Source organism: Aquisalimonas lutea, assembly GCF_030409225.1.
GTDB lineage: Bacteria > Pseudomonadota > Gammaproteobacteria > Nitrococcales > Aquisalimonadaceae > Aquisalimonas > Aquisalimonas lutea.
Window position 1 is genome coordinate 1799300 of the sequence record NZ_JAUFPK010000001.1, and the last position, 22355, is coordinate 1821654.

The 22355-nt window shown below is 68.6% G+C and carries 17 protein-coding genes; 10 read left to right on the forward strand and 7 right to left on the reverse strand.

The annotated features are described in order from the left end of the window. Positions 1-16: 16 nt before the first annotated feature. From QWY84_RS08415 to QWY84_RS08440, 6 genes are read left to right on the forward strand one after another with little or no spacing between them, the layout of a single operon-like run. On the forward strand, positions 17-832 hold the full coding sequence (locus QWY84_RS08415) for an ABC transporter ATP-binding protein (protein ID WP_290202134.1): 816 nt from the start codon (positions 17-19) through the stop codon (positions 830-832). Then, complete coding sequence (locus tag QWY84_RS08420) at positions 832-1710, forward strand: branched-chain amino acid ABC transporter permease (protein WP_290202135.1); 879 nt, start codon at positions 832-834, stop codon at positions 1708-1710. Before QWY84_RS08415 ends, QWY84_RS08420 begins: the two co-directional genes overlap by 1 nt. 9 nt (positions 1711-1719) lie before the next feature. After that, positions 1720-2763, forward strand: a complete 1044-nt coding sequence (locus QWY84_RS08425; protein WP_290202136.1) for a branched-chain amino acid ABC transporter permease — start codon at positions 1720-1722, stop codon at positions 2761-2763. A 36-nt stretch (positions 2764-2799) separates the two neighbouring features. Then, complete coding sequence (locus tag QWY84_RS08430) at positions 2800-4020, forward strand: ABC transporter substrate-binding protein (RefSeq protein ID WP_290202137.1); 1221 nt, start codon at positions 2800-2802, stop codon at positions 4018-4020. Positions 4021-4023: 3 nt separating this feature from the next. Beyond that, positions 4024-4830 carry an ABC transporter ATP-binding protein gene (locus QWY84_RS08435; RefSeq protein ID WP_290202138.1) on the forward strand — a complete coding sequence of 269 codons (807 nt, stop codon included), beginning with the start codon at positions 4024-4026 and terminating at the stop codon, positions 4828-4830. Between the two features lie 20 nt (positions 4831-4850). Then, the gene (locus QWY84_RS08440; protein WP_290202139.1) at positions 4851-6674 is read left to right on the forward strand and encodes an AMP-dependent synthetase/ligase; all 1824 of its coding nucleotides are present in this window, start codon (positions 4851-4853) and stop codon (positions 6672-6674) included. Positions 6675-7043: 369 nt separating this feature from the next. Here the strand turns inward: QWY84_RS08440 and QWY84_RS08445 are convergent, their stop codons facing one another. The 5 genes from QWY84_RS08445 to QWY84_RS08465 all read right to left on the reverse strand — a co-directional run bounded on the left by QWY84_RS08445 (position 7044) and on the right by QWY84_RS08465 (position 14547). Further along, on the reverse strand, positions 7044-8240 hold the full coding sequence (locus tag QWY84_RS08445; RefSeq protein ID WP_290202140.1) for an acyl-CoA dehydrogenase family protein: 1197 nt from the start codon (positions 8238-8240) through the stop codon (positions 7044-7046). A 62-nt stretch (positions 8241-8302) separates the two neighbouring features. Beyond that, positions 8303-10321 carry a TRAP transporter permease gene (locus tag QWY84_RS08450; RefSeq protein WP_290202141.1) on the reverse strand — a complete coding sequence of 673 codons (2019 nt, stop codon included), beginning with the start codon at positions 10319-10321 and terminating at the stop codon, positions 8303-8305. Between the two features lie 433 nt (positions 10322-10754). Then, positions 10755-11936 (reverse strand): TAXI family TRAP transporter solute-binding subunit, encoded by a 1182-nt coding sequence (locus QWY84_RS08455; protein ID WP_290202142.1) that lies wholly within the window; start codon positions 11934-11936, stop codon positions 10755-10757. 109 nt (positions 11937-12045) lie between these two features. After that, positions 12046-13719, reverse strand: coding sequence for a long-chain fatty acid--CoA ligase (locus tag QWY84_RS08460; RefSeq protein ID WP_290202143.1), 1674 nt, complete (start codon positions 13717-13719; stop codon positions 12046-12048). 33 nt (positions 13720-13752) lie between these two features. Then, positions 13753-14547, reverse strand: coding sequence for an SDR family NAD(P)-dependent oxidoreductase (locus QWY84_RS08465; RefSeq protein WP_290202144.1), 795 nt, complete (start codon positions 14545-14547; stop codon positions 13753-13755). Positions 14548-14891: 344 nt separating this feature from the next. Between QWY84_RS08465 and QWY84_RS08470 the strand changes: the two genes are divergently transcribed. Then, on the forward strand, positions 14892-15713 hold the full coding sequence (locus tag QWY84_RS08470; protein ID WP_290202145.1) for an IclR family transcriptional regulator: 822 nt from the start codon (positions 14892-14894) through the stop codon (positions 15711-15713). A 25-nt stretch (positions 15714-15738) separates the two neighbouring features. On the opposite strand, the gene ispA is transcribed toward QWY84_RS08470, so the two are convergent. Next, positions 15739-16656: a (2E,6E)-farnesyl diphosphate synthase gene (gene ispA / locus QWY84_RS08475; protein WP_290202146.1), complete on the reverse strand. Its 918-nt coding sequence runs from the start codon at positions 16654-16656 to the stop codon at positions 15739-15741. Further along, positions 16625-16888 carry an exodeoxyribonuclease VII small subunit gene (locus tag QWY84_RS08480; RefSeq protein ID WP_290202147.1) on the reverse strand — a complete coding sequence of 88 codons (264 nt, stop codon included), beginning with the start codon at positions 16886-16888 and terminating at the stop codon, positions 16625-16627. Before QWY84_RS08480 ends, ispA begins: the two co-directional genes overlap by 32 nt. A gap of 167 nt (positions 16889-17055) precedes the next feature. Between QWY84_RS08480 and parE the strand changes: the two genes are divergently transcribed. The 3 genes from parE (at position 17056) to htpX (ending at position 22340) form a co-directional block, all read left to right on the forward strand. Then, a complete protein-coding gene (gene parE / locus QWY84_RS08485) occupies positions 17056-18948 on the forward strand; it encodes a DNA topoisomerase IV subunit B (protein ID WP_290202148.1) in 1893 nt (630 codons plus the stop codon). A gap of 149 nt (positions 18949-19097) precedes the next feature. Then, positions 19098-21371 (forward strand): DNA topoisomerase IV subunit A, encoded by a 2274-nt coding sequence (gene parC / locus QWY84_RS08490; RefSeq protein WP_290202149.1) that lies wholly within the window; start codon positions 19098-19100, stop codon positions 21369-21371. A gap of 81 nt (positions 21372-21452) precedes the next feature. Continuing rightward, positions 21453-22340: a protease HtpX gene (htpX, locus tag QWY84_RS08495; RefSeq protein WP_290202150.1), complete on the forward strand. Its 888-nt coding sequence runs from the start codon at positions 21453-21455 to the stop codon at positions 22338-22340. Positions 22341-22355: the final 15 nt, after the last annotated feature.

Below are 22355 nucleotides of genomic sequence, written 5' to 3' on the forward strand. Positions count from 1 at the left end.
ACCTGGGCGAGGAGGCATGATGTCGATTCTGCGCGTGGACGGGCTGTCACTGGCGTTCGGGGGGCTGCAGGCTCTCCGGGACGTCAGTCTCGACGTCGCCCCGGGCAGCATTACCGCGGTGATCGGGCCCAACGGTGCGGGCAAGACGTCGCTGTTCAATGCCGTATCGGGTTTTTACCGGCCCCAGGCGGGCCGGGTCGTCCTCGAGGGCCAGGATATTTCCCGCGTGACACCGCCCCGGCGTGCGGCCCTGGGCCTGGGCCGGACGTTCCAGAATATCGCGCTGTTCCGCGGCATGACGGTCATGGACAACGTCAAGCTGGGTGCCCACGTGCGCACCCGGACCGGGCCCCTGGCGGCCATGTGGTACCTGGGCCCGGCGCGCCGCGAGGAGGTGCGCATCCGGGCCGAGGTCGAGCAGGAGGTGTTCGACTTCCTGGAGATCGATCACATCCGCCGCAGCCCGGTGGCCGGCCTGCCCTACGGGCTGCAGAAGCGCGTGGAGCTGGCCCGGGCCCTGGCCATGCGGCCGAAGGTGCTCATGCTCGACGAGCCGGTGGCCGGGATGAACCGCGAGGAGAAGGAGGACATGGCACGGTTCATCCTCGACGCCCGGGATCAGTGGGGCCTGACGGTGCTCATGGTGGAGCACGACATGGGCATGGTCATGGACATCTGCGACCAGGTGCACGTGCTCAACTTCGGCGAGAAGATCGCCGGCGGCACGCCGGCGGAGGTGCAGGCCCATCCCGAGGTGATCGCCGCCTACCTGGGTTCGGACGACATGGCCACGCTGCGGGAGCGGCTGCGCGGCGAGCGGGGGGCGGCCTGATGGAGTGGCTGTTCTTCTTCGAGGTAAGCCTGGCCGGGCTCGGTTTCGGTGCGCTGTACGCCCTGACGGCGGTGGCGTTCGTGGTGATCTACAAGGCCACCCGGGTGATCAACCTGGCCATGGGCGAGATGCTCATGTTCGGCGCCTACCTGTTTTTCGGCTTCGCCGCCGGCATGGCGCTGCCCGTGTGGCTGGCCCTGGTCCTGGCGCTGCTGGGCGGCGCCCTGCTGGGCCTGGGCCTGGAGCGGATCGTCATCCGGCCGCTGCTCGGCGAGAACCCCATCTCCGTGTTCATGGTGACCATCGGGCTGTCCAGCGTGCTGGTGGGCCTGGTGGAGATCATCTGGACGGCCACCCCGCGCAGCCTGCCGGACTTCCTGCCATCGGACCCCATCTTCATCGGTGACGCCTTCGTGGCGCCGAAGACCTTCTGGAGCTTCGTCATCGCCGCCGTGGTCATCGGCGTCTTCCTGGTGCTGTTCCGGTTCTGGCGCGGCGGCGTTGCCCTGCGGGCCACCGCCTCGGACCAGGGCGCAGCCTATGCCATGGGCATCAATGTACCGGCGGTCTACAGCCTGTCCTGGGGGCTGGCCGGCATGCTCGCCGCCGGCGCCGGCATTCTCCTGGGCTCGGTGGCCGGCATCTCGTCGGAGATGGGCGTGTTCGGGCTCACCGTGCTGGTGGTGGTCATCGTGGGCGGGCTCGACAGCGTGCTGGGTGCGCTGGTCGCCGGCCTGTTCATCGGCTGGGTCGAGTCGCTGGCGGGCGTGTACTTGGGCGGCGAGTACGAGCACCTGATGACGTTCATCATCCTGATGGTGGTGCTGCTGCTGCGGCCCTGGGGGCTGTTCGGCACCCGCGAGATCGAGCGGCTGTAGGAGACCCGTATGCGCATCGGCTCACCCAAGGAGACCTACGCCGCCGACGAGGGGTTGTTCCGCACGCGCACGCAGTGGGCGTGGTTCGGCATCCTGCTGCTGTCCCTGGTGCTGTTTCCGTTTTTGAGCAACCTGTACTGGCTGTACCTGGTCTGCCTGATCAGCATCCACGTCATCAGCGCCACGGGGCTGAACATCCTCACCGGCTATACCGGGCAGGTGAGCCTGGGCCAGGCGGCGTTCATGGGCGTGGGTGCCTATACCGTGGCGTGGCTGGACAACCACGCGGCCACGCCGTTCGTGCTCAATCTGCTCGCCGCCGGCGGGGTGACCACGGTGGTCGGGATGGTCGCCGGCCTGCCGAGCCTGCGGGTGAAGGGGCTGTATCTGGCCATCGCCACCATCGCGGCCTCGTTCATCCTGCATTTCGTGTTCCTCAACTGGGAGAGCGTCACGGGTGGGGCGCGGGGCATGAATATCGCGCCGCCGCAGGCGTTCGGCCACGAGCTCGCCAACGCGGACACGTTCTACTGGCTGGTGATGCCGGTCACCGTGGTCATGGTGCTGCTGGCCGCCAACCTGTTCCGCACGCGGGTCGGGCGGGCGTTCATCGCCATCCGCGACCGCGACATCTCGGCCTCGGTGCTGGGCATCAGCCTGCCCGTGTACAAGCTCATGAGCTTCGCCATCGCGTCGTTCTATGCGGGCATCGCCGGAGGCTTCTATGCCTACTTCTTCGGCGCCATCAATCCCGAGAGCTTCCCGCTGCTGATGTCGATCTTCTACCTGGCCGCGGTCATCGTCGGCGGCCTGGGCACCATCCTCGGGAGCATTCTCGGGGCCGTTTTCATGACGCTGACGCCGGAGCTGCTGCGCTACGGCGTCGATGTCATGGAGCCGTTCGTCGATGATGCCTCGGCACTGCTGTCGCCGGTGCGCACCATGGTGTTCGGCCTGTTGATCGTCGGGTTTCTGCTGTTCGAGCCCCACGGGCTGGCGGAGATCTGGCGGCGTGTGCGGCGTTTCTTCCACTTGTGGCCGTTCCGGAACTAGGCGGGCGCCCGGTTCCGACGGCGGGAGGGTAATTGCATGTCCATGAAAATACGTACCTCTCGACTCCTGTTCGGTGTTGCTTCCGGGCTGGCCCTGGGCGGCCTGGTCTCGGGCACGGCCCTGGCCCAGGACCAGGAGACCACGGTGGGGGCCGGTGCCGGCGAGGAAGACGCCATCGTCATCGGCGGCTCCATCCCCATGACCGGGGTGTTCGCGTTCGCCGGGCTGGCCTTCAACGAGGGAATGCGGGACTTCGTGAGCTGGGTCAACGAGGAGCACGGCGGCGTCAACGGGCGCAAGTTCCGCTACGTGGGCCAGGACACGGGCTACGATGTCGACGAGTCCGTGGGGGTTTTCCAGCGCATCACCAGCCGCGAGGACGTGGACTTCTACTTCGGCGACTCCACGGCGTTCTCCCAGACCATCAACTCCGAGCTCAACCGGCGGGACATCCTCATGACCGGTGCATCGTTCGCCTCGGAGCTCAACAATCCCGAGGAGTACCCGCTGCAGTTCCTGCTGGGGCCGGACTACACCGAGCAGGTGGGCATTCTGCTGGACTACATCGCCGACGAGCAGCCCGGGGCCCGGGTGGCCTTCGTGCACTCCGACACCGAGTTCGGCCGCGATCCCATCGCCGCCAGCCAGGAACGGGCCGAGGAGCTCGGGCTCGAGGTGGTCGAGACGCTGGTCACGCCGCCAGGGGCGTCGGATATCTCCGGGGCGACCCTGTCGCTGCGGCGGGCGCGGCCGGACTACACCATCTTCCACGGCTACGTGCTGGCGCCCATCCCCGATTTCATTGAGCGGTCCCGGCAGATGGGCATGGAGACGAAGTTCATGGGCACGTACTACTCCATGGACCAGACCATCATCGACGAGATGGGCGAGGCCGCCGACGGCTTCATGGGCGTGATGCCCTATCGCTACTACTACGACCAGGAAGCGCCCGATACCGAGATCCTGGGCGCCATCCACGACATGCACGACGAGTACAAGCCCACCATGTACATCCAGGCCTGGCTCGCCGGGGTGCTGCTGCGCGAGATCGCCCAGGAGACGCTGGATGCGGGCAAGGAGCTCACCGGCTCGAACATGCGCGAGACCCTGGATTCCATGGAGAACATCGACACCGGCGGGATCATCGGCGTGCCGGTGACCTACCGGGGCAGCTCGATTCCCGTGGGACGCATCTACCGGGCGGACATGGACGAGGGGCGCATGGTGCCGGTGTCCGACTGGATCGAGTTGGAGTAAGGCGTGGACGACCGGATCCTGGACGTCAGCAACATCGAGGTGGTGTACAACCACAGCGTGCAGGTGCTGCGGGGGCTGTCGCTGAACGTCCCCCGCGGCGAGATCGTGGCGCTGCTCGGCTCCAACGGCGCCGGCAAGTCCACCACGCTGAAGGCCATCGCCAACGTGCTGTTCCTGGAGGACGGCGAACGCTCCTCCGGGCAGATCCGGTTCGACGGCGATGCGGTGGACCACCGGCCGCCGCATCGCCTGGTCCGCGACGGGCTCTGCCACGTCATGGAAGGCCGCCGCGTGTTCGAGGACCTCACCGTGGAGGAGAACCTCATCGCCGCCGGGTACGCGCGCTCCGGCCGCGGGACGTCGGTGACCCGCGATCTGGTCTACGAGTACTTTCCGCAGCTCTACTCCCGGCGCCGTTCCCTGGCGGGCTATCTCTCCGGGGGCGAGCAGCAGATGCTCGCCATCGGCCGCGGGCTGCTCGGCCAGCCCAGCATGATGCTGCTGGACGAGCCCTCGCTGGGCCTGTCGCCCATGCTGGTGGAGGAGATCTTCACCATCATCGCCCGCATCAACCGCGAGCAGGAGGTGGCCATGCTGCTGGTGGAGCAGAACGCCAACGTGGCGCTGGCCCTGGCCTCCTACGGCTATATCATGGAATCCGGCCGGGTGGTCATCGATGGCACGCCGGAGAAGCTGATGGCCGACGACGACGTCCGCGAGTTCTACCTCGGCAGCGGCGGGAGCGAAGGCGAGGGCAAGAGCTACCGCGACGTCAAGCACTACAAGCGCCGCAAGCGCTGGCTGTCCTGACACCGGCCGAGGAGGGACCAATGACCGCGAATGCCGAACTGCCGGAGCTGTCCCTGCCGCAGATGCTGCGCCACAACGCGCGCCATCGCGGCGACCGCGTGGCGCTGCGGCAGAAGGATTTCGGGATCTGGCACCCCGTCACCTGGGCGGAGTACTACCGGCGCGCCCGCCACGTCGGGCTCGGGCTCCGGGCGCTGGGGCTCGGGGTCGGCGGCCATTTCGCCGTCATCTCCGAGAACCGCATCGAATGGGTGATCGCCCAGATGGGGGCCGGGATCGTGCGCGCGGTGACCGTCGGCGTCTATCCCACCAGCCCGGCCGCGGAGGTGGCCTACGTGCTGGAGCACTCCGACGCCGAGATCGTCCTGTGCGAGGACCAGGAGCAGGCGGACAAGGTGCTGGAGGTCCGCGACCGGCTGCCGTGCCTGCGCAAGCTGGTGGTCCCCGAGATGAAGGGGCTGCACGGCTACGACGAGCCGGACCTGCTGTCCTTCGACGCCGTCGAGCGCATGGGCGCGGAGGCGGAGGCCCGCGAGCCCGGGGCCGCTGACGAGCTGCTGGATGCCCAGCAGCTCGCCGACATCGCCCTGATGATCTACACCTCCGGCTCCACCGGCAAGCCCAAGGGGGCGATGATCAGCTACGCCAACATCCGCGCCGCCGCCCCCAGCATCATCGACGGCCTGGGACTCGCCGAGCGCGACAGCCTGCTGTCCTATCTGCCGCTGTGTCACGTCGCCGAGCAGGCCACCACGAACTTTGCGCCCATGTACCTGGGCATGCTGGTGAACTTCGGCGAATCCCTGCGCACGGTCCAGGAGGATCTCCGGGAGGTGGCGCCCACGGTATTCCTCGGTGTCCCCCGCATCTGGGAGAAGCTGCACTCGGCCATCCACATCAAGATGCTGGAGGCCGGCGGCGTGCGGCAGTGGCTGTATCACCGGGCGCTCGCCGCCTGCGAGCCGTTCTGCTTCCGCTCCCGCGCCCGGCTGACCACGGGGGAGATGCTGCGCTACCGGCTGTACTACCTGCTGGTGTTCCGGGCCCTGCAGAACTTCATCGGCCTGCGCTGCTGCCGCGTGGCGATTACCGGGGCGGCGCCCATCGCCCCGGATATCGTACGTTTCTTCCGCACCATCGGCGTGCCGCTGCTGGAGGTCTACGGCCAGACGGAGACCACCGGGGTGGTGACCGCCCAGCATCCGGAGCGCATCGAGCCCGGCACCATCGGCGAGGCCACCCCCGGCGTGACGCTGCGGGCGGCCGAGGACGGCGAGCTGCTAGTCGCGGGGGGCATGGTCTTCGAGGGCTACTACAAGAACGCCCAGGCCACGGACGAGACCATCCGCGACGGCTGGCTGCACACCGGTGACGTGGTGGAGATGCGCGACGGCATCGTGCGCATGGTGGACCGCAAGAAGGACATCATGATCACCGCCGGCGGCAAGAACCTCTCGCCCTCGGAGATCGAGAACACCGTCAAGGCCAGCCCCTATATCAAGGAGTGCGTGGCCATGGGCGAGGCGCGCAAGTACATCAGCGCCCTGATCCAGATCGACTACGACACCGTCGCCAAGTGGGCCGAGGAGAACGGCATCGCCTATACCACTTTCCGCAGCCTGGCCGAGAATCCGCAGGTGGAGGCCCTGATCGACCGCGAGGTGGTGGCGGCCAACGGGCAGCTGCCCCGGGTGGCCCAGGTCAAGCGGTTCGCCCTGCTGACCAAGGAGCTGGACCACGACGACGACGAGGTCACCGCCACCATGAAGATCCGCCGCGGCAAGATCCACGAGAAGTACAGCGAGCTCATCGAGTCGCTGTACCGGGACGAGAGCGCGGCGTAGGCGGGGTCCCGGGCGCGGCCCCGGGCCGGGCGGATCATGGCTTCCGCGCAGGGTCGCGACTGACGTCGCTCCTACGGCGGGTCGAGGAAAGGCTTTCCAGAAACCCGCCGTAGGAGCGACGCCAGTCGCGATCCCCCGGAAGACCGCACCCCGGATCTCCGTGCCCGTTGTGGGAGGGGCTTCAGCCCCGACGTTCCAGAGGCGGAGTTCCCCGAGCCGTCGCGGCTGAAGCCGCTCCCACGGGATCACACGCCCGCCGTAGGAGCGACGTCAGTCGCGACCCCGCCCGGAAAACCGGACCGCGAACCTCCATGTCCGCCCGCCGCATTCAACTGAAAACCGCCAACTGAGCACGGACAACGTGCATCGTCAGTCCTTGCCTACCTCCAGCTTGGCGATGGTCTCCATGTGCACCTCGTCCGGGCCGTCGGCCAGGCGCAGGGTGCGCAGGCTGGCATAGGCGCCGGCCAGGAAGGTGTCCTGGCACACGCCCATGGCGCCGAAGGCCTGGATGGCGCGATCCACCACGTTGCAGGCCATGTTCGGCGCGACCACCTTGATCATGGCGATCTCGCGGCGGGCGACCTTGTTGCCCACGGTGTCCATCATGTGGGCGGCGTTCAGGGTGAGCAGCCGCGCCTGCTCGATCTCCATGCGCGAGCGGGCGATCTCCTGGCGCAGCCCGCCCAGGTCGGCCAGGCGCTGGCCGAAGGCGGTGCGGGTCCTGGCGCGCTCGACCATGGCCTCGAGGGCGCGCTCGGCCACCCCGATGGAGCGCATGCAGTGGTGGATGCGGCCGGGGCCGAGGCGCCCCTGGGCGATCTCGAAGCCGCGACCCTCGCCCAGCAGCATGTTGCTCGCCGGCACGCGCACGTTGTCGTAGACGATCTCGGCATGCCCGTGGGGGGCGTGGTCGTAGCCGAAGACGTTGAGCGCCCGCTCGATCTTCACGCCGGGCGTGTCCAGGGGCACGAGGATCATGGACTGCTGCTTGTGCTTGGGCGCCGACGGGTCGCTCTTGCCCATGACGATGGCGATCTTGCAGTGCGTGTCCAGCGCCCCGGAGGACCACCACTTGCGGCCGTTGATGACGTACTCGTCGCCCTCGCGACGGATCTCCGTCTCGATGTTGGTGGCGTCGCTGGATGCGACCTGGGGCTCGGTCATGGAGAAGCACGAGCGGATGCGTCCCTCCAGCAGGGGCTCGAGCCACTGCTTCTTCTGCTCGTCGGTGCCGTAGCGGACCAGGACCTCCATGTTGCCGGTATCCGGCGCGGAGCAGTTGAACACCTCGGGGGCGATGGGCGAGCGGCCCATGATCTCGCACAGCGGGGCGTACTCCATGTTGGTCAGCCCGGCCCCATACTCGCTCTCGGGCAGGAACAGGTTCCACAGTCCTTCGGCGCGGGCCTTGGCCTTGAGCTCTTCCAGAATGGGCGGGGGTGACCAGTGATCCCCCTCGGCGTGCTGCCGGCGGAAGACCTCCTCGTTGGGGTAGATATTGTCGTCCATGAATGCCTTGAGGCGATCCTGGAGCTCCCGGGAGCGTTCGCTGAACTCGAGCATGGCGTCGCTTGACCTCTTGCGCTTGTTGCGTGGACTGCCACCGCTCGCGGGAGCGGGTGGCCTCAGAGCCGGAACCGCAGCGGCTCACCCATGGCGCGCCGCTGCATGACAATCGTGGTGGCGCCCACGATCAGGAGACCGGCGGATAACAGCATCAGTGTGCCATGGTTGATGCCGACCATGCCGCCGCCCGGCGCCGCCAGGACCAGGCCCGAGGCGACCAGCGCGGCTCGCGCGAACAGCCCGGCGGGGCCCGGACCCACGCGGCCGGCCCCCAGGAGATAGCCCTGCAGGCCCGCGGCCAGCAGGATGACGCCGATCAGGGCCGTGATCACCACGGTGATCACCTCCAGCGGCGAGCCCATCAGCAGCAGTGCCGGATTGAACACGAAGAAGAATGGAATGAAGTAGATGATCGTGCCCAGGCGCATGGCCTCGAAGCCCGCCTGCATGGGGCTGACCTTGGCCACGGATGCGGCGACGAAGGCGGCGATGGCCACCGGCGGCGTAATGAAGCTCAGCATGCCCCAGTACATGATGAACATGTGCGAGGCCACCGGGTCCAGGCCGGCATTGATGAGCGCCGGCGCCAGGATGACCGCCAGGAAGATGTAGGCGGCGGTCACCGTCATGCCGATGCCCAGCACGAACGCCGTCAGGGCCCCCATGATCAGCAGCACCAGGACGTTGTCGCCGGCGATGTAGACCAGGTCGTTGGTCAGCGTGCCCGCCATGCCGGTGACCTGCAGGGAGCCGATGATCAGCCCGATGGCCGCCAGGATGCCGCCTAGCTCGGCCAGGATCTGGCCGGCTCCGGAGAGCAGGTCGAGAAAGCCCCGCATGCTCAGCCGGTGCCGCGTGAACTGGTTGATGACCAGCAGCAGGGCGGTGGCATAGAACGGCGCCGTCGCCTCGCGCTGGAGGAAGACCAGCATCCAGATCAGCAGCGCGAACACGAAGATGAAGTACCAGCCCTCCTTGAGCACGCCCCACGGGCTGGGCAGCTCGTCCCGGGGCAGCCCCTGGAGCTCGTGGCGCGCCGCGTAGGCGTCGATCTGCATGAACAGGCCGAAGAAGTACAGCAGCGACGGAATGATGGCGGCGATGACGATGGTGACGTAGGACACGCCCAGGAAGTTGGCCATCACGAAGGCGGTCGCGCCCATGATCGGGGGCATGAGAACGCCGCCGGTGGACGCGCAGGCCTCGACGCCGGCGGCGTAGCCCCGGGAGAAGCCGATGCGCCGCATGGTGGGAATGGACAGCGGGCCGGTGGTCAGCACGTTGGTGACCGGCCCGCCGCTCATGGACCCCATGAGGCCGCTGGAGAAGATGGCGACCTTGGCCGGGCCGCCGCGGAAGCGGCCCAGCAGCGCGAAGGCAATGTTGATGAAGAACTTGCCGGCGCCGGTGTGCTGCAGCGAGACACCGAACAGCAGGAAGCCGAACAGCAGCAGCGCCGCCACCTGCGTGGGAATGCCGAACAGGCTCTCCTCGCTCATGATGTGGAACGCGGCCGCTTCCTCCAGGCCCATGCCGACACCGGAGATGACGTCCGGCATGCGGTCGGCGTAGAGCGGGTACAGGGAGAAGACCAGCACCACCACGAAGATGGGCCAGCCGCCGGTGCGGCGTCCGGCTTCCAGCACCAGGGCCCAGGTCGCCAGGGCCATGTAGATGCCGAACTGTGGCGCCGCGTATTCCCAGGCCTGCAGGACGATGCGCTCGGCGTGGACCGCGAAATACCCGAACAGCCCGGCGGTGGCCAGCGCCAGCACGATGTCGTACCAGGCGACGGTGGTGCGCGAGGCGGAGCCGTTGGCGGGGAACGAGATGAACACCATGACCAGGATCGCCCCTACGTAGATGTAGAGGTAGCGGGTACTGAGCATCACCTCGCCGATGAGGAACCCCAGGTTGAAGATCTGGTTGATGGCGAGCAGCGATATGATCGCCGTCATGACCATCAGGAAGGCGCGCCACGGCCGTGACAGCATGCGGTACCGGGTGGCGTAGAGCTCCTCGGCGCGGCGCTCCGATTCTTCGCGCGAGGCGCGCATGGTGTCGTTTTCGTCGGTCATGTCGCCGTGTCTGCTGTTGCGGTGGAGGCGGAATGGCGCGGGCCGCCGCCGGCGGGCCCGCGCCGCGGTCGCGTGCCGTGTTACCGGATGACCGTGCCCGGCAGCTCGATGTCGGCGGCCTGGGCGCTGGTGGCGAGGGCGAGCGCTGCGGCGGTACCACCCAGGGTGCCACGGGCGATTCGGAGTCCGGATTGCATGCTGGTTCTCTCTCCTGCACCGGGCGGTGCGTGTCGGTTTCTTGTCGAACGATCTGCCGCGGTCGCGGTATCGGACGCCGGAGCGGTCGGGGCGTCTTCGACACATCGACGGCGAGACCGAAACATGGCATGAACCGGGCGAGGGGTCAATAATTTCGGAACAAGATTCCGCACAGCAAAACTACAGGGGCGAAAGGACAACCCCCCGGGGCGTCGAGCGCCCCGGGGGAGCAGGGTTACATCCAGTTGGCGTTCAGGGGGTCGAAGCCGTTGTCCTCCAGGGCTTTCCTGCGGGCTTCCATCCAGCCGCGGGCGAACGCCTCGCGGTCGGCCGGGGAATCCGCGGTGTAGTCCGCCCAGGCCTCCTGCAGGACCTCCTGGCGCTCCAGGGCGCGTTCATGGTTCGCCTGGGCCTCGTCGGTCCAGATGCCGATCTCCTTGTAGTAGCGGATCGCGCCCTCGTGGAACGGCACCGGAATACTGGCCAGGTCCATGCGCTCGGGGTCCCAGCCCTCGGCGCCCGGTGCAGCGTCCTTGAACGCGTCGTAGCTCTGGTGAATGGCCTTGACCATGTTGTAGACCACGTCGGCGTCCTGGTCGGCCATGGTGATCAGCTTCGGGTACGGCGTGGTCAGGACCTCGATCTCCTCGTCGGGCTCCATGCCCACGTTCTGCGTGCTCCGGTGGGGCACGAACCAGGGCGCGTACTGGTTGACCCGCTGGATGCCCTCCTCGTTGTCGTGGGGGAATTCCACGAACGTCAGGCCCCGGGGCGAGGAGTCGATGCGCAGGAATGGTGCGGAGTTGCAGGAGCCGCCCATGGCGTCGGCCCGGTTCTCGATGATGGCCTCCACGGCGCCCATGTAGCCGCCCACCTCCACGCGCTCGACGTCGTCCCAGCCGAGACCCGCGTAGTTCAGCAGGTACTGGATGCCGAAGTTCAGGCTGGGCGCGCCCTGGACGTAGACCACGCGCTTGCCCTCCAGGTCCTCGGCGGTGTCGATGCCCGCATCGCCGGCGGCGGCGATGGTGAACGAGCAGGCGTCGGCGATGGACCACATGACGCTGCGAACCGGCTGCGGCCCCCAGTGGCGCTCGCCGAAGGCGAACTGGGCGTCCTGGGCGGAGACGGACTCCGTGCCGCCGGCGGAGAAGTCGGCGCGGTCCCGGCGCAGGGGCTCCAGGCGCGAGACGTCATTGCGGCCGGGGATCACCCGCAGATTGGTGTCGTACTCGTTCTGCAGCACCTGGCCGATGGCCACGGCCTGGCTGTAGCCGCTGCTGCCGGTGGGGTACGCCGACCAGATGATGGTGCCGGGCAGCTCTACCTCCGCCGTCGCGACCGTGGAGCCGAGGGCCAGCGCCAGGCCGGTGGCCGCCGCGGCGGAAGCGTGCAGTGCGTGGGTCTTTCGAGTCATGGATGGTCTCCTCCGATGGGTTTTCTTGCAGGTCAGTTGCCTTGTCCGCCCGCCGTCCTGACGGGCCGCATCCGGGCGGTGCCGTCCCGGCACCGCCCGTCGCCGAGCCTCAGCCGCCCGGGCTGCGCTCGGCCTCCTGCAGCTCGCGCCACAGGAGCTTGCCCGTGCCCGACCGGGGCAGCCGGTCGACGAATTCCACGTAGCGCGGCACCTTGTAGGCGGCCATGTGCTCGCGCGCCCATTCGATGATCGCCTGCTCGTCGGTGTGCCCGCGGGCGTCCGGCTGCAGGACCACCACGGCCTTGACGGTCTCGCCGCGCTTGGGGTCCGGCGTGGCGATCACGCAGACCTCCTGGATGGCCGGATGGCCGTAGAGCATGGATTCCACCTCCGACGGCCAGACCTTGAAACCGGAGGCGTTGATCATGCGCTTGAGGCGGTCGACCATGAAGAAATAGCCGTCCTCGTCGTAGTAGCCCAGGTCGCCGCTGCGCAGGAAGCGCTTGCCGTCGCGCTCGATGAACGCCTCGGCGGTGGCCTCGGGGTTGTTCCAGTACGCGCGCATGACCTGGGGTCCGTGCATGATGATCTCGCCCACCTCGCCGGGCCCCTTCTCCTCGCCGGTCTCGGGATCGATGATCCGGCTGTCCACGTCGCACACGGGAATGCCCAGGCACTGGCGCCGGGGGCGGTCCGGCGGATTCACGTGGGTCTGGGCAATGGTCTCCGACATGCCGTAGCCCTCGACGTACGACAGCCCCGTGAGCCGCGTGAGCTTCTCGGCCACCGCCTCGGGCATGGCCGCGCCGCCGCCGCCGGTGGCCTGCAGGCTGCTGATGTCGTACTGGTCCAGCTCCGGGTTGTTGAGAAAGTCCACGGCCATGGTGGTGATGTTGCGCCAGTGGGTGACCCGGTAGTGCTGGATGAGGCGGGCGGCGGTGGTGCGGTCCCAGCGGGTCATCACCACGGTGGTGGCACCGGCGTACAGCGGGCCGTTCATGGAGCTCTGCATGCCGGTGACGTGGAAGAACGGCAGCGTGGCCAGGTTGACGTGGTCCACCTGCATGGGATTCCAGAGGACGCCACCCTGGGCGGTGGCCATGACCGTGGCGTGGGTATGCACGCAGCCCTTGGGCCGCCCGGTGCTGCCGGAGGTGTACGGGATTACCGCCATGTCCTCCGGGCCCACCGGCACCGGCGCCAGGCCGGCGCGCTCGCCGGCCGCCAGCGCCTCCGACCAGCCCACGGCGCCGGCGTCCGCCGGCGCCGCTTCCGCGGCACGGACCACGTCCGGCAGCTCCAGGCCGATGTCGTCGTCGATGTAGCTGCCGTAGGCGGCCACCGCGGCGTGCGCCAGACGGCCGTCGGCCAGCAGGGGCTGCAGGTAGGGGTAGAGCTCCTGGCCGCACAGCGCGACCCGGGCGCCGCTGTCGTCGACGTAATGGCCGAGCTCGTCGGTGAGGTTCATGGGGTTGGCGGGTACGACCACCGCGCCGGCGGTGACAATCCCGTAGTAGCCGATCATGAACTGGGGGCTGTTCTGCATGTAGAGGATGACGCGGTCGCCCTTGCCGACGCCGCAGTGCTGCTGCAGCCACGCGGCCACGGCATCGGCTTCCCGCTTCATGCGGGCGAAGCTGATGTCGGTGCCGTAGTAGGCGATGGCCGCCTTGCCGGGGAAGCGCGCCGCGCTCACCTCCAGGTTGTACTGGAGACTGGTGGCGGCGACGGTCAGGGTACGGGGGAGGCCCTCGGGCCAGACCCGGAAATGTCGGTCAAACATGGTTCTCCTCCTCGCGGAGCCGGGCTCGTGCGCTCACACCTTCATGCCGGGCATGTTCAGCGAGGCCGTGTTGCCACCGTCCACGGCCAGCGCCTGCCCGGTAATGAAGCTCGCCTCGTCGCTGGCCAGGAACAGGATCGCGGCTGCCAGCTCCTCCGGCCGGCCGTAGCGGCGCAGCTCGCAGCGGGCGCCCAGCTTGCTCTCCTTGCCCTGTTCGCGGGCATAGTCGAACACGCGCCGGGTCATTCCCGTCTCCGTCAGGCCGGGGCACACGGCATTGACGCGAACCCCGTACTGGCCCAGGTCGCAGGCGCTGGTCTGGGTGAGATTGATCACCGCCGCCTTGGAGGCGCTGTAGGGATTGCCCCCGGCGCCCGCGCGGATGCCGGCCACCGACGCCGTGTTGACGATGGCGCCGCGCTGCTGGTCGCGCATGATGCGGCCGGCGTACTTGGTGCCGTACATGGCGCCGAGCAGGTTCACGTCCAGGACCCGGCGCCAGACGTCGGCGTCCTCCTCGGTGACCGGCCCGTAGGAGCCGCCGGTAATGCCGGCGTTGTTGCACAGGATGTCCAGGGAGCCCCAGCGGTGGTGCGCGGCCTCCACCAGATCGGCGACCGCGCTCTCGTCGGCCACGTTGACCACCCGGCTTTCCACGGAGGCCGCGCGCTGCTCGACCTGGCGGCGGGTCTCCGCCAGGCCGTCCTCGTCGATGTCGGCAATGGTCAGGCGCGCGCCCTCGGCGGCGAATCGCAGGGCGGTGGCCCGCCCGATGCCGCTGCCGGCACCCGTGATGACGGCCGTGCGCTCATGAATGGCTGCTGTCATGGCTGTGATTCCTGCGTGCGTGTGTCGGTACGCGTCCCGGTTTGCACGCGGCGCATTGGTCGGGCGAGGATTGCCCCGGTGCCGCATTGCCGCCGGTCCGCCCCGTATCCGGACGAGGGCAACCCCGTCGGTACGATCGATTTTCGGGAAACGTTACACGCTCGCGGGGGTTTCGACAACCGAACCGTAATTCCGCACAGCGGAACTGTCAGCGAAACGTTATTCCGCACTGTGGACGAAATCGCGCCCCAGGGTGCTACCATGCACTGCAGATACGTGGCTCCCTCCACGCATGAGCGGACCGGGCGAAGCCACGCGCAGCGGACTCAGGACGGACAACAACGATGCGACAGAAACCAGTGGCCCTGGTCGACTTTGCGGCCCAGGAGCAGGACGGCAAGAAGGACCGGAACTTCGTCATGGCCCTGGCCCGGGGGCTGGAGATCCTGCGGGCGTTCCGCCCCTCGGACGGGCTGCTCAGCAACCAGGAGATCGCCGCGCGCACGGGCATACCGAAACCCACGGTGTCGCGCCTTACCTATACGCTGACCAAGCTCGGCTACCTCAGCTATTCCGAGCGCCTGGAGCGCTATCAGCTGGGGACGGGGGTCCTGGCCCTGGGGTATTCCAGCCTGGCGAGCATGGGCATCCGCCAGGTGGCGCGTCCGCTGATGCAGGAGCTGGCCGACGAGACCGGGGCGTCGGTGTCCCTGGGCAGCCGCGACCGCCTCAGCATGGTGTACCTGGAGAACTGCCACGGCCAGGGGGCGCTGACGCTGCGCCTGCAGGTCGGCTCCCGGGTCCCCGTGGCCACGACCGCCATGGGGCGCGCCTTTCTGGCGGCCCTGCCGGAGGTCGAGCGCAACTACCTGCTGGACCATATCCGCCGCAAGGACGAGCAGGCCTGGCCGCGGATCCGCCAGGGCATCGAGCAGGCGGTGGAGGATCTGCAGGACAAGGGCTACTGCATCTCGGCCGGGGACTGGGAGCGTGACGTCAACGCCGTGGGGGTGCCGCTGGTGCTGGATGACGGCTCGGACGTGCTCGCCTTCAACGCCGGCGGCCCGTCGTTCCGGCTGCCCCAGGAGGAGCTGGACCGCAACCTGGGGCCGCGCCTGGTCAACCTGGTGCGTACCGTGGAGAACCGCCTGTCCACGAGCCAGTAGCGCCCGCCGGCGAAGTGCGCCGGGTTCAGCTGCTGCGTTCCATGATGTAGCGCGCCAGGTCGCGGAGGCAGTCGGCGCTGTCGCCGAGGCCTTCCAGGCTGTCCAGTGCCCGCTCCACGAGCTCGCGCCCGCGGGTGCGCGCCTCCTGCATGCCCAGAAGCCCGGGATAAGTGGCCTTGTCCAGGCGCGCATCGGCGCCGCTGGTCTTGCCGAGGGCCTCGGTGGTTCCCTCCACGTCCAGGATGTCGTCCTGGATCTGGAACGCCAGCCCGATGCTCTTGGCGTAGCGGTCCAGGGCGTCCAGGTCCTGCCGGTCCGGCGCCCGGGCACAGAGGGCGCCCAGCATGACGCTGGCCCGGATCAGCGCCCCGGTCTTGTGGATGTGCAGATCCTCCAGCTGTGCCAGATCCAGGGTCCGGCCGGTGGCCGCCAGGTCCAGGGCCTGGCCGCCCGCCATGCCGTGTGAGCCCGCCGCGGTCGCCAGGCGCGCGACCATCTCGGCCCGCGCCTCGGCGGGTACCGCCGAGGGCGCCTCGGCCAGGATGCGGAACGCCAGGGACTGCAGCGCGTCACCCACGAGAACGGCCGTGGCCTCGTCGTAGGCCTTGTGGCAGGTGGGCCGGCCCCGCCGCAGGTCGTCGTCGTCCATGCACGGCAGGTCGTCGTGGACCAGCGAATAGGCGTGGATGAGCTCGACGGCGCACGCCGGCCGGTCGAGCGCCTCGGCAGGTGCGCCCAGGGCCTCGCCGGTGGCGTAGACCAGCACGGGCCGCAGGCGCTTGCCGGAGCCCAGCACGGCGTAGCGCATGGCCTCGTGCAGCCGCATGGGCAACGTATCGGGGGCGGGGAGAAACCGGGCCAGGCTGTCCTCGACGCGGTCGCGATAGGCGGGCAGGCGCTGCTCCAGCCGTTCAGTCGGCGTCCGGCTCGAAGGGTTCGACACGGTCTTCGCCTCCTTCCCGGGTGAGGATCTCCACCTTCTGCTCGGCCGAGCGCAGCGCCTTCTCGCAATGGCGGGTCAGCGCGATGCCCCGCTCGAAGGCCTGCAGCGAGTCCTCCAGGGAGAGCTCGCCCTTTTCCATCCGCTCGACGAGGCCTTCCAGCTCCTCGAGCGCCTTCTCGAAGTCGACGTACTCGCCGGACTCGTCGGGGGTTTCACCGGTGTCCTCGGTCATGGCAGGCCCTCGGGCGTGAGAATGCGGGAACGGTAGCGCAGCGCGGCGGGAGGGTCAAAAGATCGGGCGCCCTCTCGCTGCCCGCGGATCTGCACTGTAGACTGCTCACGCCGATCACGGTATCCCGCGATCCCGAACATTCACGTAACAGCAGTACCGGAACCCCTATGGCAGAGAGCTACGATTCCGCCTCCATCGAGGTCCTCACCGGCCTGGATCCCGTGCGCAAGCGCCCCGGCATGTACACCGACACCAGCCGGCCGAACCACCTGGCCCAGGAAGTGATCGACAACAGTGTCGACGAGGCCATCGGCGGCTACGCCCAGCGCATCGTCGTGACCCTGCATTCGGATCATTCGCTGTCGGTGGAGGACGACGGACGCGGCATGCCGGTGGACGTCCACCCGAACGAGGGCGCCCCAGGGGTGGAAGTCATCCTCAGCCGGCTGCATGCCGGCGGCAAGTTCTCCCAGAAGAACTACCAGTTCTCCGGGGGACTGCACGGGGTGGGCGTGTCCGTGGTCAACGCGCTGTCGCAGCGGCTGGAGGTCACGGTGCGCCGGGACGGCAAGGAGTACCGGATCGTGTTCGCCCACGGCGAGAAGGTCTCGGACCTGGAGGAAATCGGCACCGTCGGCCGGCGCAACACCGGTACGCGGCTGCATTTCTGGCCGGACACCCGCTATTTCGACAGCGCCCGCTTCTCCATCCCGAAGCTGCGCCACATCCTGCGGGCCAAGGCGGTGCTGTGCCCGCGGCTGGAAGTGGTGTTCCGGGACGAGGCCGGCGACGAGGAGACCGTCTGGTACTACGAGGACGGCCTGCGGGACTACCTGGCCGGGGCGCTGGTGGATCTGCCCCGGCTGCCGGACGAGCTGTTCACCGGCCGCATGACCGGCAACACCGAGACCGTGGAGTGGGCCCTGGCGTGGCTGCCCGAGGGCGGCGAGGCGGTGGCCGAGTCCTACGTGAACCTGATCCCCACGACCCTGGGCGGCACCCACGTCAACGGCCTGCGCACCGGGCTCACCGACGCGCTCCGGGAGTTCTGCGAGTTCCACAACCTGCTGCCGCGCGGGGTGAAGCTCACCCCGGACGACGTCTGGGAGAACCTGTCCTTCGTGCTGTCGGTGAAGCTGGAGGACCCGCAGTTCTCCGGGCAGACCAAGGAGCGCCTGTCCTCCCGGGAGTGCGCCACGTTCGTCTCCGGCGTGGTCAAGGATGCCTTCAGCCTGTGGCTCAACCAGAACGTCACCACCGCCGAGGCCATCGTCCAGCTGGTGCTGGCCAACGCCAACCGCCGCATGCGCTCGTCCCGCAAGGTGGCCCGCAAGCGCGTGAGCAGCGGCCCGGCGCTGCCCGGCAAGCTGGCCGACTGCACCGCCCAGGACCCGCAGCGCACGGAGCTGTTCCTGGTGGAGGGCGACTCCGCCGGCGGCTCCGCCAAGCAGGCCCGGGACCGCGAGTACCAGGCGGTGATGCCGCTGCGCGGCAAGATTCTCAATACCTGGGAGGTGGACCCGGCGGATGTCATGGCCTCCCAGGAGGTCCACGACATCGCCGTGGCCCTGGGCATCGAGCCCGGCTCCGACGATCTCTCGCGGCTGCGCTACGGCAAGGTGTGCGTGCTCGCCGACGCCGACCCGGACGGCGCTCACATCGCCACGCTGCTGTGCGCCCTGTTCCTCAAGCACTTTCCGTCGGTGGTCCGCGCCGGGCACGTGTTCGTGGCCATGCCGCCGCTGTACCGCATCGACGTGGGCAAGCAGACTTTCTATGCCCTGGACGAGCACGAGCGCGAGGGCATTCTCGACCGCATCCAGGCGGAGAAGCTCAAGGGCAAGGTGGCCACCACGCGCTTCAAGGGGCTGGGCGAGATGAACCCGGTGCAGCTGCGCGAGACCACCATGCGCCCGGATACCCGGCGCCTGGTCCAGCTCACCGTGGACGCCCCGGAGGAGACCGACCGGCTGATGAACATGCTCCTGGGCAAGGGCGCCGCCAGCCAGCGCCGCAGCTGGCTGGAGAGCAAGGGCAACATGGCCGAGGTGCTGGTGTAGCCGGCGCGGCAACAACGATGTAGGAGCGGCTTCAGCCGCGACCATGCGAGGCGGGCTGCCGCCGCCGAGGTATCGCGGCTGAAGCCGCTCCCACAGGGTCGTTGCAGTACCCGAGGCGAATTCTTACCGACAGTGCAACCGGGAACACCATGACCGACAGCGATACCACCAGCAGCAACCAGGACTTCGAATCCCGTCCGCTGCACGAGTTCACGGAGAAGGCGTACCTGGACTACTCCATGTACGTCATCCTCGACCGCGCGCTGCCCAATATCGGTGACGGGCTCAAGCCGGTGCAGCGCCGCATCGTCTACGCCATGTCGGAGCTGGGGCTGTCGGCCCTGGCCAAGTACAAGAAGTCGGCCCGCACGGTGGGCGACGTCCTGGGCAAGTATCATCCCCACGGGGACGCGGCCTGCTACGAGGCCATGGTGCTCATGGCCCAGCCGTTCTCCTATCGCTACCCGCTGGTCGACGGCCAGGGCAACTGGGGCTCGCCGGACGACCCCAAGTCCTTCGCCGCCATGCGCTATACCGAGTCCCGCCTGGCCAAGTACTCCGAGGTGCTGCTGGCGGAGCTGGGGCAGGGCACGGTGGACTGGGTGCCGAACTTCGACGGCACCATGGAGGAGCCGTCCCTGCTGCCGGCGCGCCTGCCCAACGTCCTGCTCAACGGCGGCACCGGTATCGCCGTGGGTATGGCCACGGACATCCCGCCGCACAACCTGCGCGAGGTCGCCAGCGCCTGCATCCACCTGCTGGAGGATCCGGACGCCACGGTGGCCGATCTCTGCGAGCACGTCCAGGCGCCGGACTTCCCCACCGAGGCCGAGATCATCACGCCGCGCGACGAGATCCGCAAGGTCTACGAGAAGGGTCACGGCAGCATCCGCCAGCGCGCGCGCTACCAGGTCGAGGACGGCGACATCGTCATCACCGCGCTGCCGTTCCAGGTCTCCGGCAGCAAGGTGCTGGAGCAGATCGCCGCGCAGATGCAGGCGAAGAAGCTGCCCATGGTGGAGGACCTGCGCGACGAGTCCGACCACGAGAACCCGACCCGGCTGGTGGTGGTGCCGCGCTCGAACCGCGTGGACACCGGCGAGGTCATGAAGCACCTGTTCGCCACCACCGACCTGGAGAAGAACGCCCGGGTGAACCTCAACGTCATCGGCCTGGACGGCCGTCCCCAGGTCCGGGATCTGCGGAGCCTGCTGGCGGAGTGGCTGCAGTTCCGCACGGAGACGGTGCGCCGGCGCCTGCAGTGGCGGCTGGACAAGGTCGAGGCGCGGCTGCACATCCTGGAGGGGCTGCTGACCGCGTATCTCAACATCGACGAGGTGATCCGCATCATCCGCGAGGAGGACGAGCCCAAGCCGGTGCTCATGGAGCGCTTCGGTCTCAGCGACCGCCAGGCGGAGGCCATCCTGGAGCTGCGTCTGCGACACCTGGCGAAGCTCGAGGAGATGAAGATCCGCGGCGAGCAGGACGAGCTCCAGGAAGAGCGGGGCCAGCTCCAGGAGATCCTGGGCTCGGAGGAGCGGCTGCGGGCCCAGGTCAGCCGGGAGCTCAGCGCCGATGCCGAGACCTACGGCGACGAGCGGCGCTCGCCGCTGGTGGCGCGCAGCGCCGCCCGGGCGCTGGACGAGACCGCGCTGGTCCCCAGCGAGCCGGTGACCATCGTGCTCTCGGACAAGGGCTGGGTGCGCGCCGCCAAGGGGCACGAGATCGATCCCGCGAGCCTGAACTACAAGGCCGGCGACGGCTATCTCTCCCACGCCCGCGGCCGCAGCAACCGCCAGGCGCTGTTCCTGGACTCCACCGGTCGCGCCTACGCGCTGCCGGCGCACAGCCTGCCCTCGGCGCGAAGCCAGGGCGAGCCGCTGACCGGGCGCCTGAGCCCGCCGGCTGGGGCGCGCTTCGAGCACGTCGTCGCCGGCGACGACGCCGACCGCCTGATCCTGGCGTCCGACGCCGGCTACGGCTTCGTCACCACGGTGGCCGATCTGTACGCCAAGAACCGCGGCGGCAAGGCCGTGATCACGCTGCCGGGCGGCAGCCGCCTGCTGCCGCCGGCCCTGGTGGACGACCCCGAGACGGACCGCCTGGCCGCCGTGTCCACGGCCGGCCGGCTGCTGGTCTTCCCGGTCCGCGAGCTGCCCCAGCTCGCCCGGGGCAAGGGCAACAAGATCATGGGCATACCGGCGGCGCGGGTGAAGGCGCGGGAGGAGCTCCTCCTGGCCGTGGCGGCGATCCCGGACGGGGGCAGTCTCGCGCTCACCGCCGGCAAGCGCACGCTGACCCTGCGCGGCGGCGATCTGGCGAACTTCGAGGCGGGCCGGGGACGTCGCGGGGGCGCGTTGCCCCGCGGCTTCCAGCGCGTGTCGGCGGTGCAGGTGGTCCCCCCGGGAGGAACGGCCACTTGAACCGCGTCGCCGCGCCCCTATCTAAGCATTGAAGCGTGAATGTCCTGAAAGGTTCGTAGTCGAGGGAGGCCGACCCGGATCATGAAGCGTGTAAGCCTGTTCGTCCTGACCAACCTGGGCATCGTGGTGCTGCTCGGGATCATGCTCAACCTCTTCGTCGAGCCGTGGATGGCCCGGGAGGGCATGCAGCTCAATACCACGTTCATCCTGATCCTGGCGGCTGTCCTGGGCATGGGCGGGTCGTTCATTTCTCTGGCCCTGTCCAAGATGATGGCCAAGCGCATGATCGGGGCGCGGGTCATCGAGCGGCCCGCCAACCCCGCCGAGCAGTGGCTGGTGGATACCGTCCGCCGGCATGCCCGGCAGGCGGGGATCGGCATGCCGGAGGTGGCGATCTACGAGGCCCCGGAGATCAATGCCTTCGCCACCGGGATGAAGCGCGACAACGCCCTGGTGGCGGTGAGCTCCGGGCTGCTGCGGCAGATGAACGCCGACGAGGCGGAAGCGGTGATCGGCCACGAGATCGCCCACGTGCAGAACGGCGACATGGTCACGCTGGCGCTGATCCAGGGGGTGCTGAACACGTTCGTGATCGTGCTCTCCCGGGTCATCGGCATGGTCGTGGACAAGGTGATCTTCAAGAACGAGCGGGGCTACGGCCCCGGCTTCCTGATCACCGTGATCTTCGCCCAGGTCGTGCTCGGCATCATCGCCAGCATCATCGTCCAGTGGTTCTCGCGCCAGCGGGAGTACCGCGCCGATCTGGGCGGCGCGCGCTTTGCCGGCCGGGAGAAGATGATCGCGGCGCTGGAGAAGCTCAAGAAGAACGTGGAACCGTCCACGCTGCCGGAGCAGGTGGAGGCGTTCGGCATTTCCGGGCGCATGGGCTCGGGCATCAAGCGGCTGCTGATGAGCCACCCGCCCCTGGACGACCGCATCGCCGCCCTGCGTGAACGCAGATATGGGTAGAGTTTTCAGTTTTGC

Coding starts and splice junctions, on each gene's coding strand:
- QWY84_RS08415 (WP_290202134.1), top strand. CDS start 17: ATGATGTCGATTCTGCGCGTGGACGGGCTGTCACTGGCGTTCGGGGGG.
- QWY84_RS08420 (WP_290202135.1), top strand. CDS start 832: ATGGAGTGGCTGTTCTTCTTCGAGGTAAGCCTGGCCGGGCTCGGTTTC.
- QWY84_RS08425 (WP_290202136.1), top strand. CDS start 1,720: ATGCGCATCGGCTCACCCAAGGAGACCTACGCCGCCGACGAGGGGTTG.
- QWY84_RS08430 (WP_290202137.1), top strand. CDS start 2,800: ATGTCCATGAAAATACGTACCTCTCGACTCCTGTTCGGTGTTGCTTCC.
- QWY84_RS08440 (WP_290202139.1), top strand. CDS start 4,851: ATGACCGCGAATGCCGAACTGCCGGAGCTGTCCCTGCCGCAGATGCTG.
- QWY84_RS08445 (WP_290202140.1), bottom strand. CDS start 8,240: ATGCTCGAGTTCAGCGAACGCTCCCGGGAGCTCCAGGATCGCCTCAAG.
- QWY84_RS08450 (WP_290202141.1), bottom strand. CDS start 10,321: ATGACCGACGAAAACGACACCATGCGCGCCTCGCGCGAAGAATCGGAG.
- QWY84_RS08455 (WP_290202142.1), bottom strand. CDS start 11,936: ATGACTCGAAAGACCCACGCACTGCACGCTTCCGCCGCGGCGGCCACC.
- QWY84_RS08460 (WP_290202143.1), bottom strand. CDS start 13,719: ATGTTTGACCGACATTTCCGGGTCTGGCCCGAGGGCCTCCCCCGTACC.
- QWY84_RS08465 (WP_290202144.1), bottom strand. CDS start 14,547: ATGACAGCAGCCATTCATGAGCGCACGGCCGTCATCACGGGTGCCGGC.
- QWY84_RS08470 (WP_290202145.1), top strand. CDS start 14,892: ATGCGACAGAAACCAGTGGCCCTGGTCGACTTTGCGGCCCAGGAGCAG.
- QWY84_RS08480 (WP_290202147.1), bottom strand. CDS start 16,888: ATGACCGAGGACACCGGTGAAACCCCCGACGAGTCCGGCGAGTACGTC.
- parE (WP_290202148.1), top strand. CDS start 17,056: ATGGCAGAGAGCTACGATTCCGCCTCCATCGAGGTCCTCACCGGCCTG.
- parC (WP_290202149.1), top strand. CDS start 19,098: ATGACCGACAGCGATACCACCAGCAGCAACCAGGACTTCGAATCCCGT.
- htpX (WP_290202150.1), top strand. CDS start 21,453: ATGAAGCGTGTAAGCCTGTTCGTCCTGACCAACCTGGGCATCGTGGTG.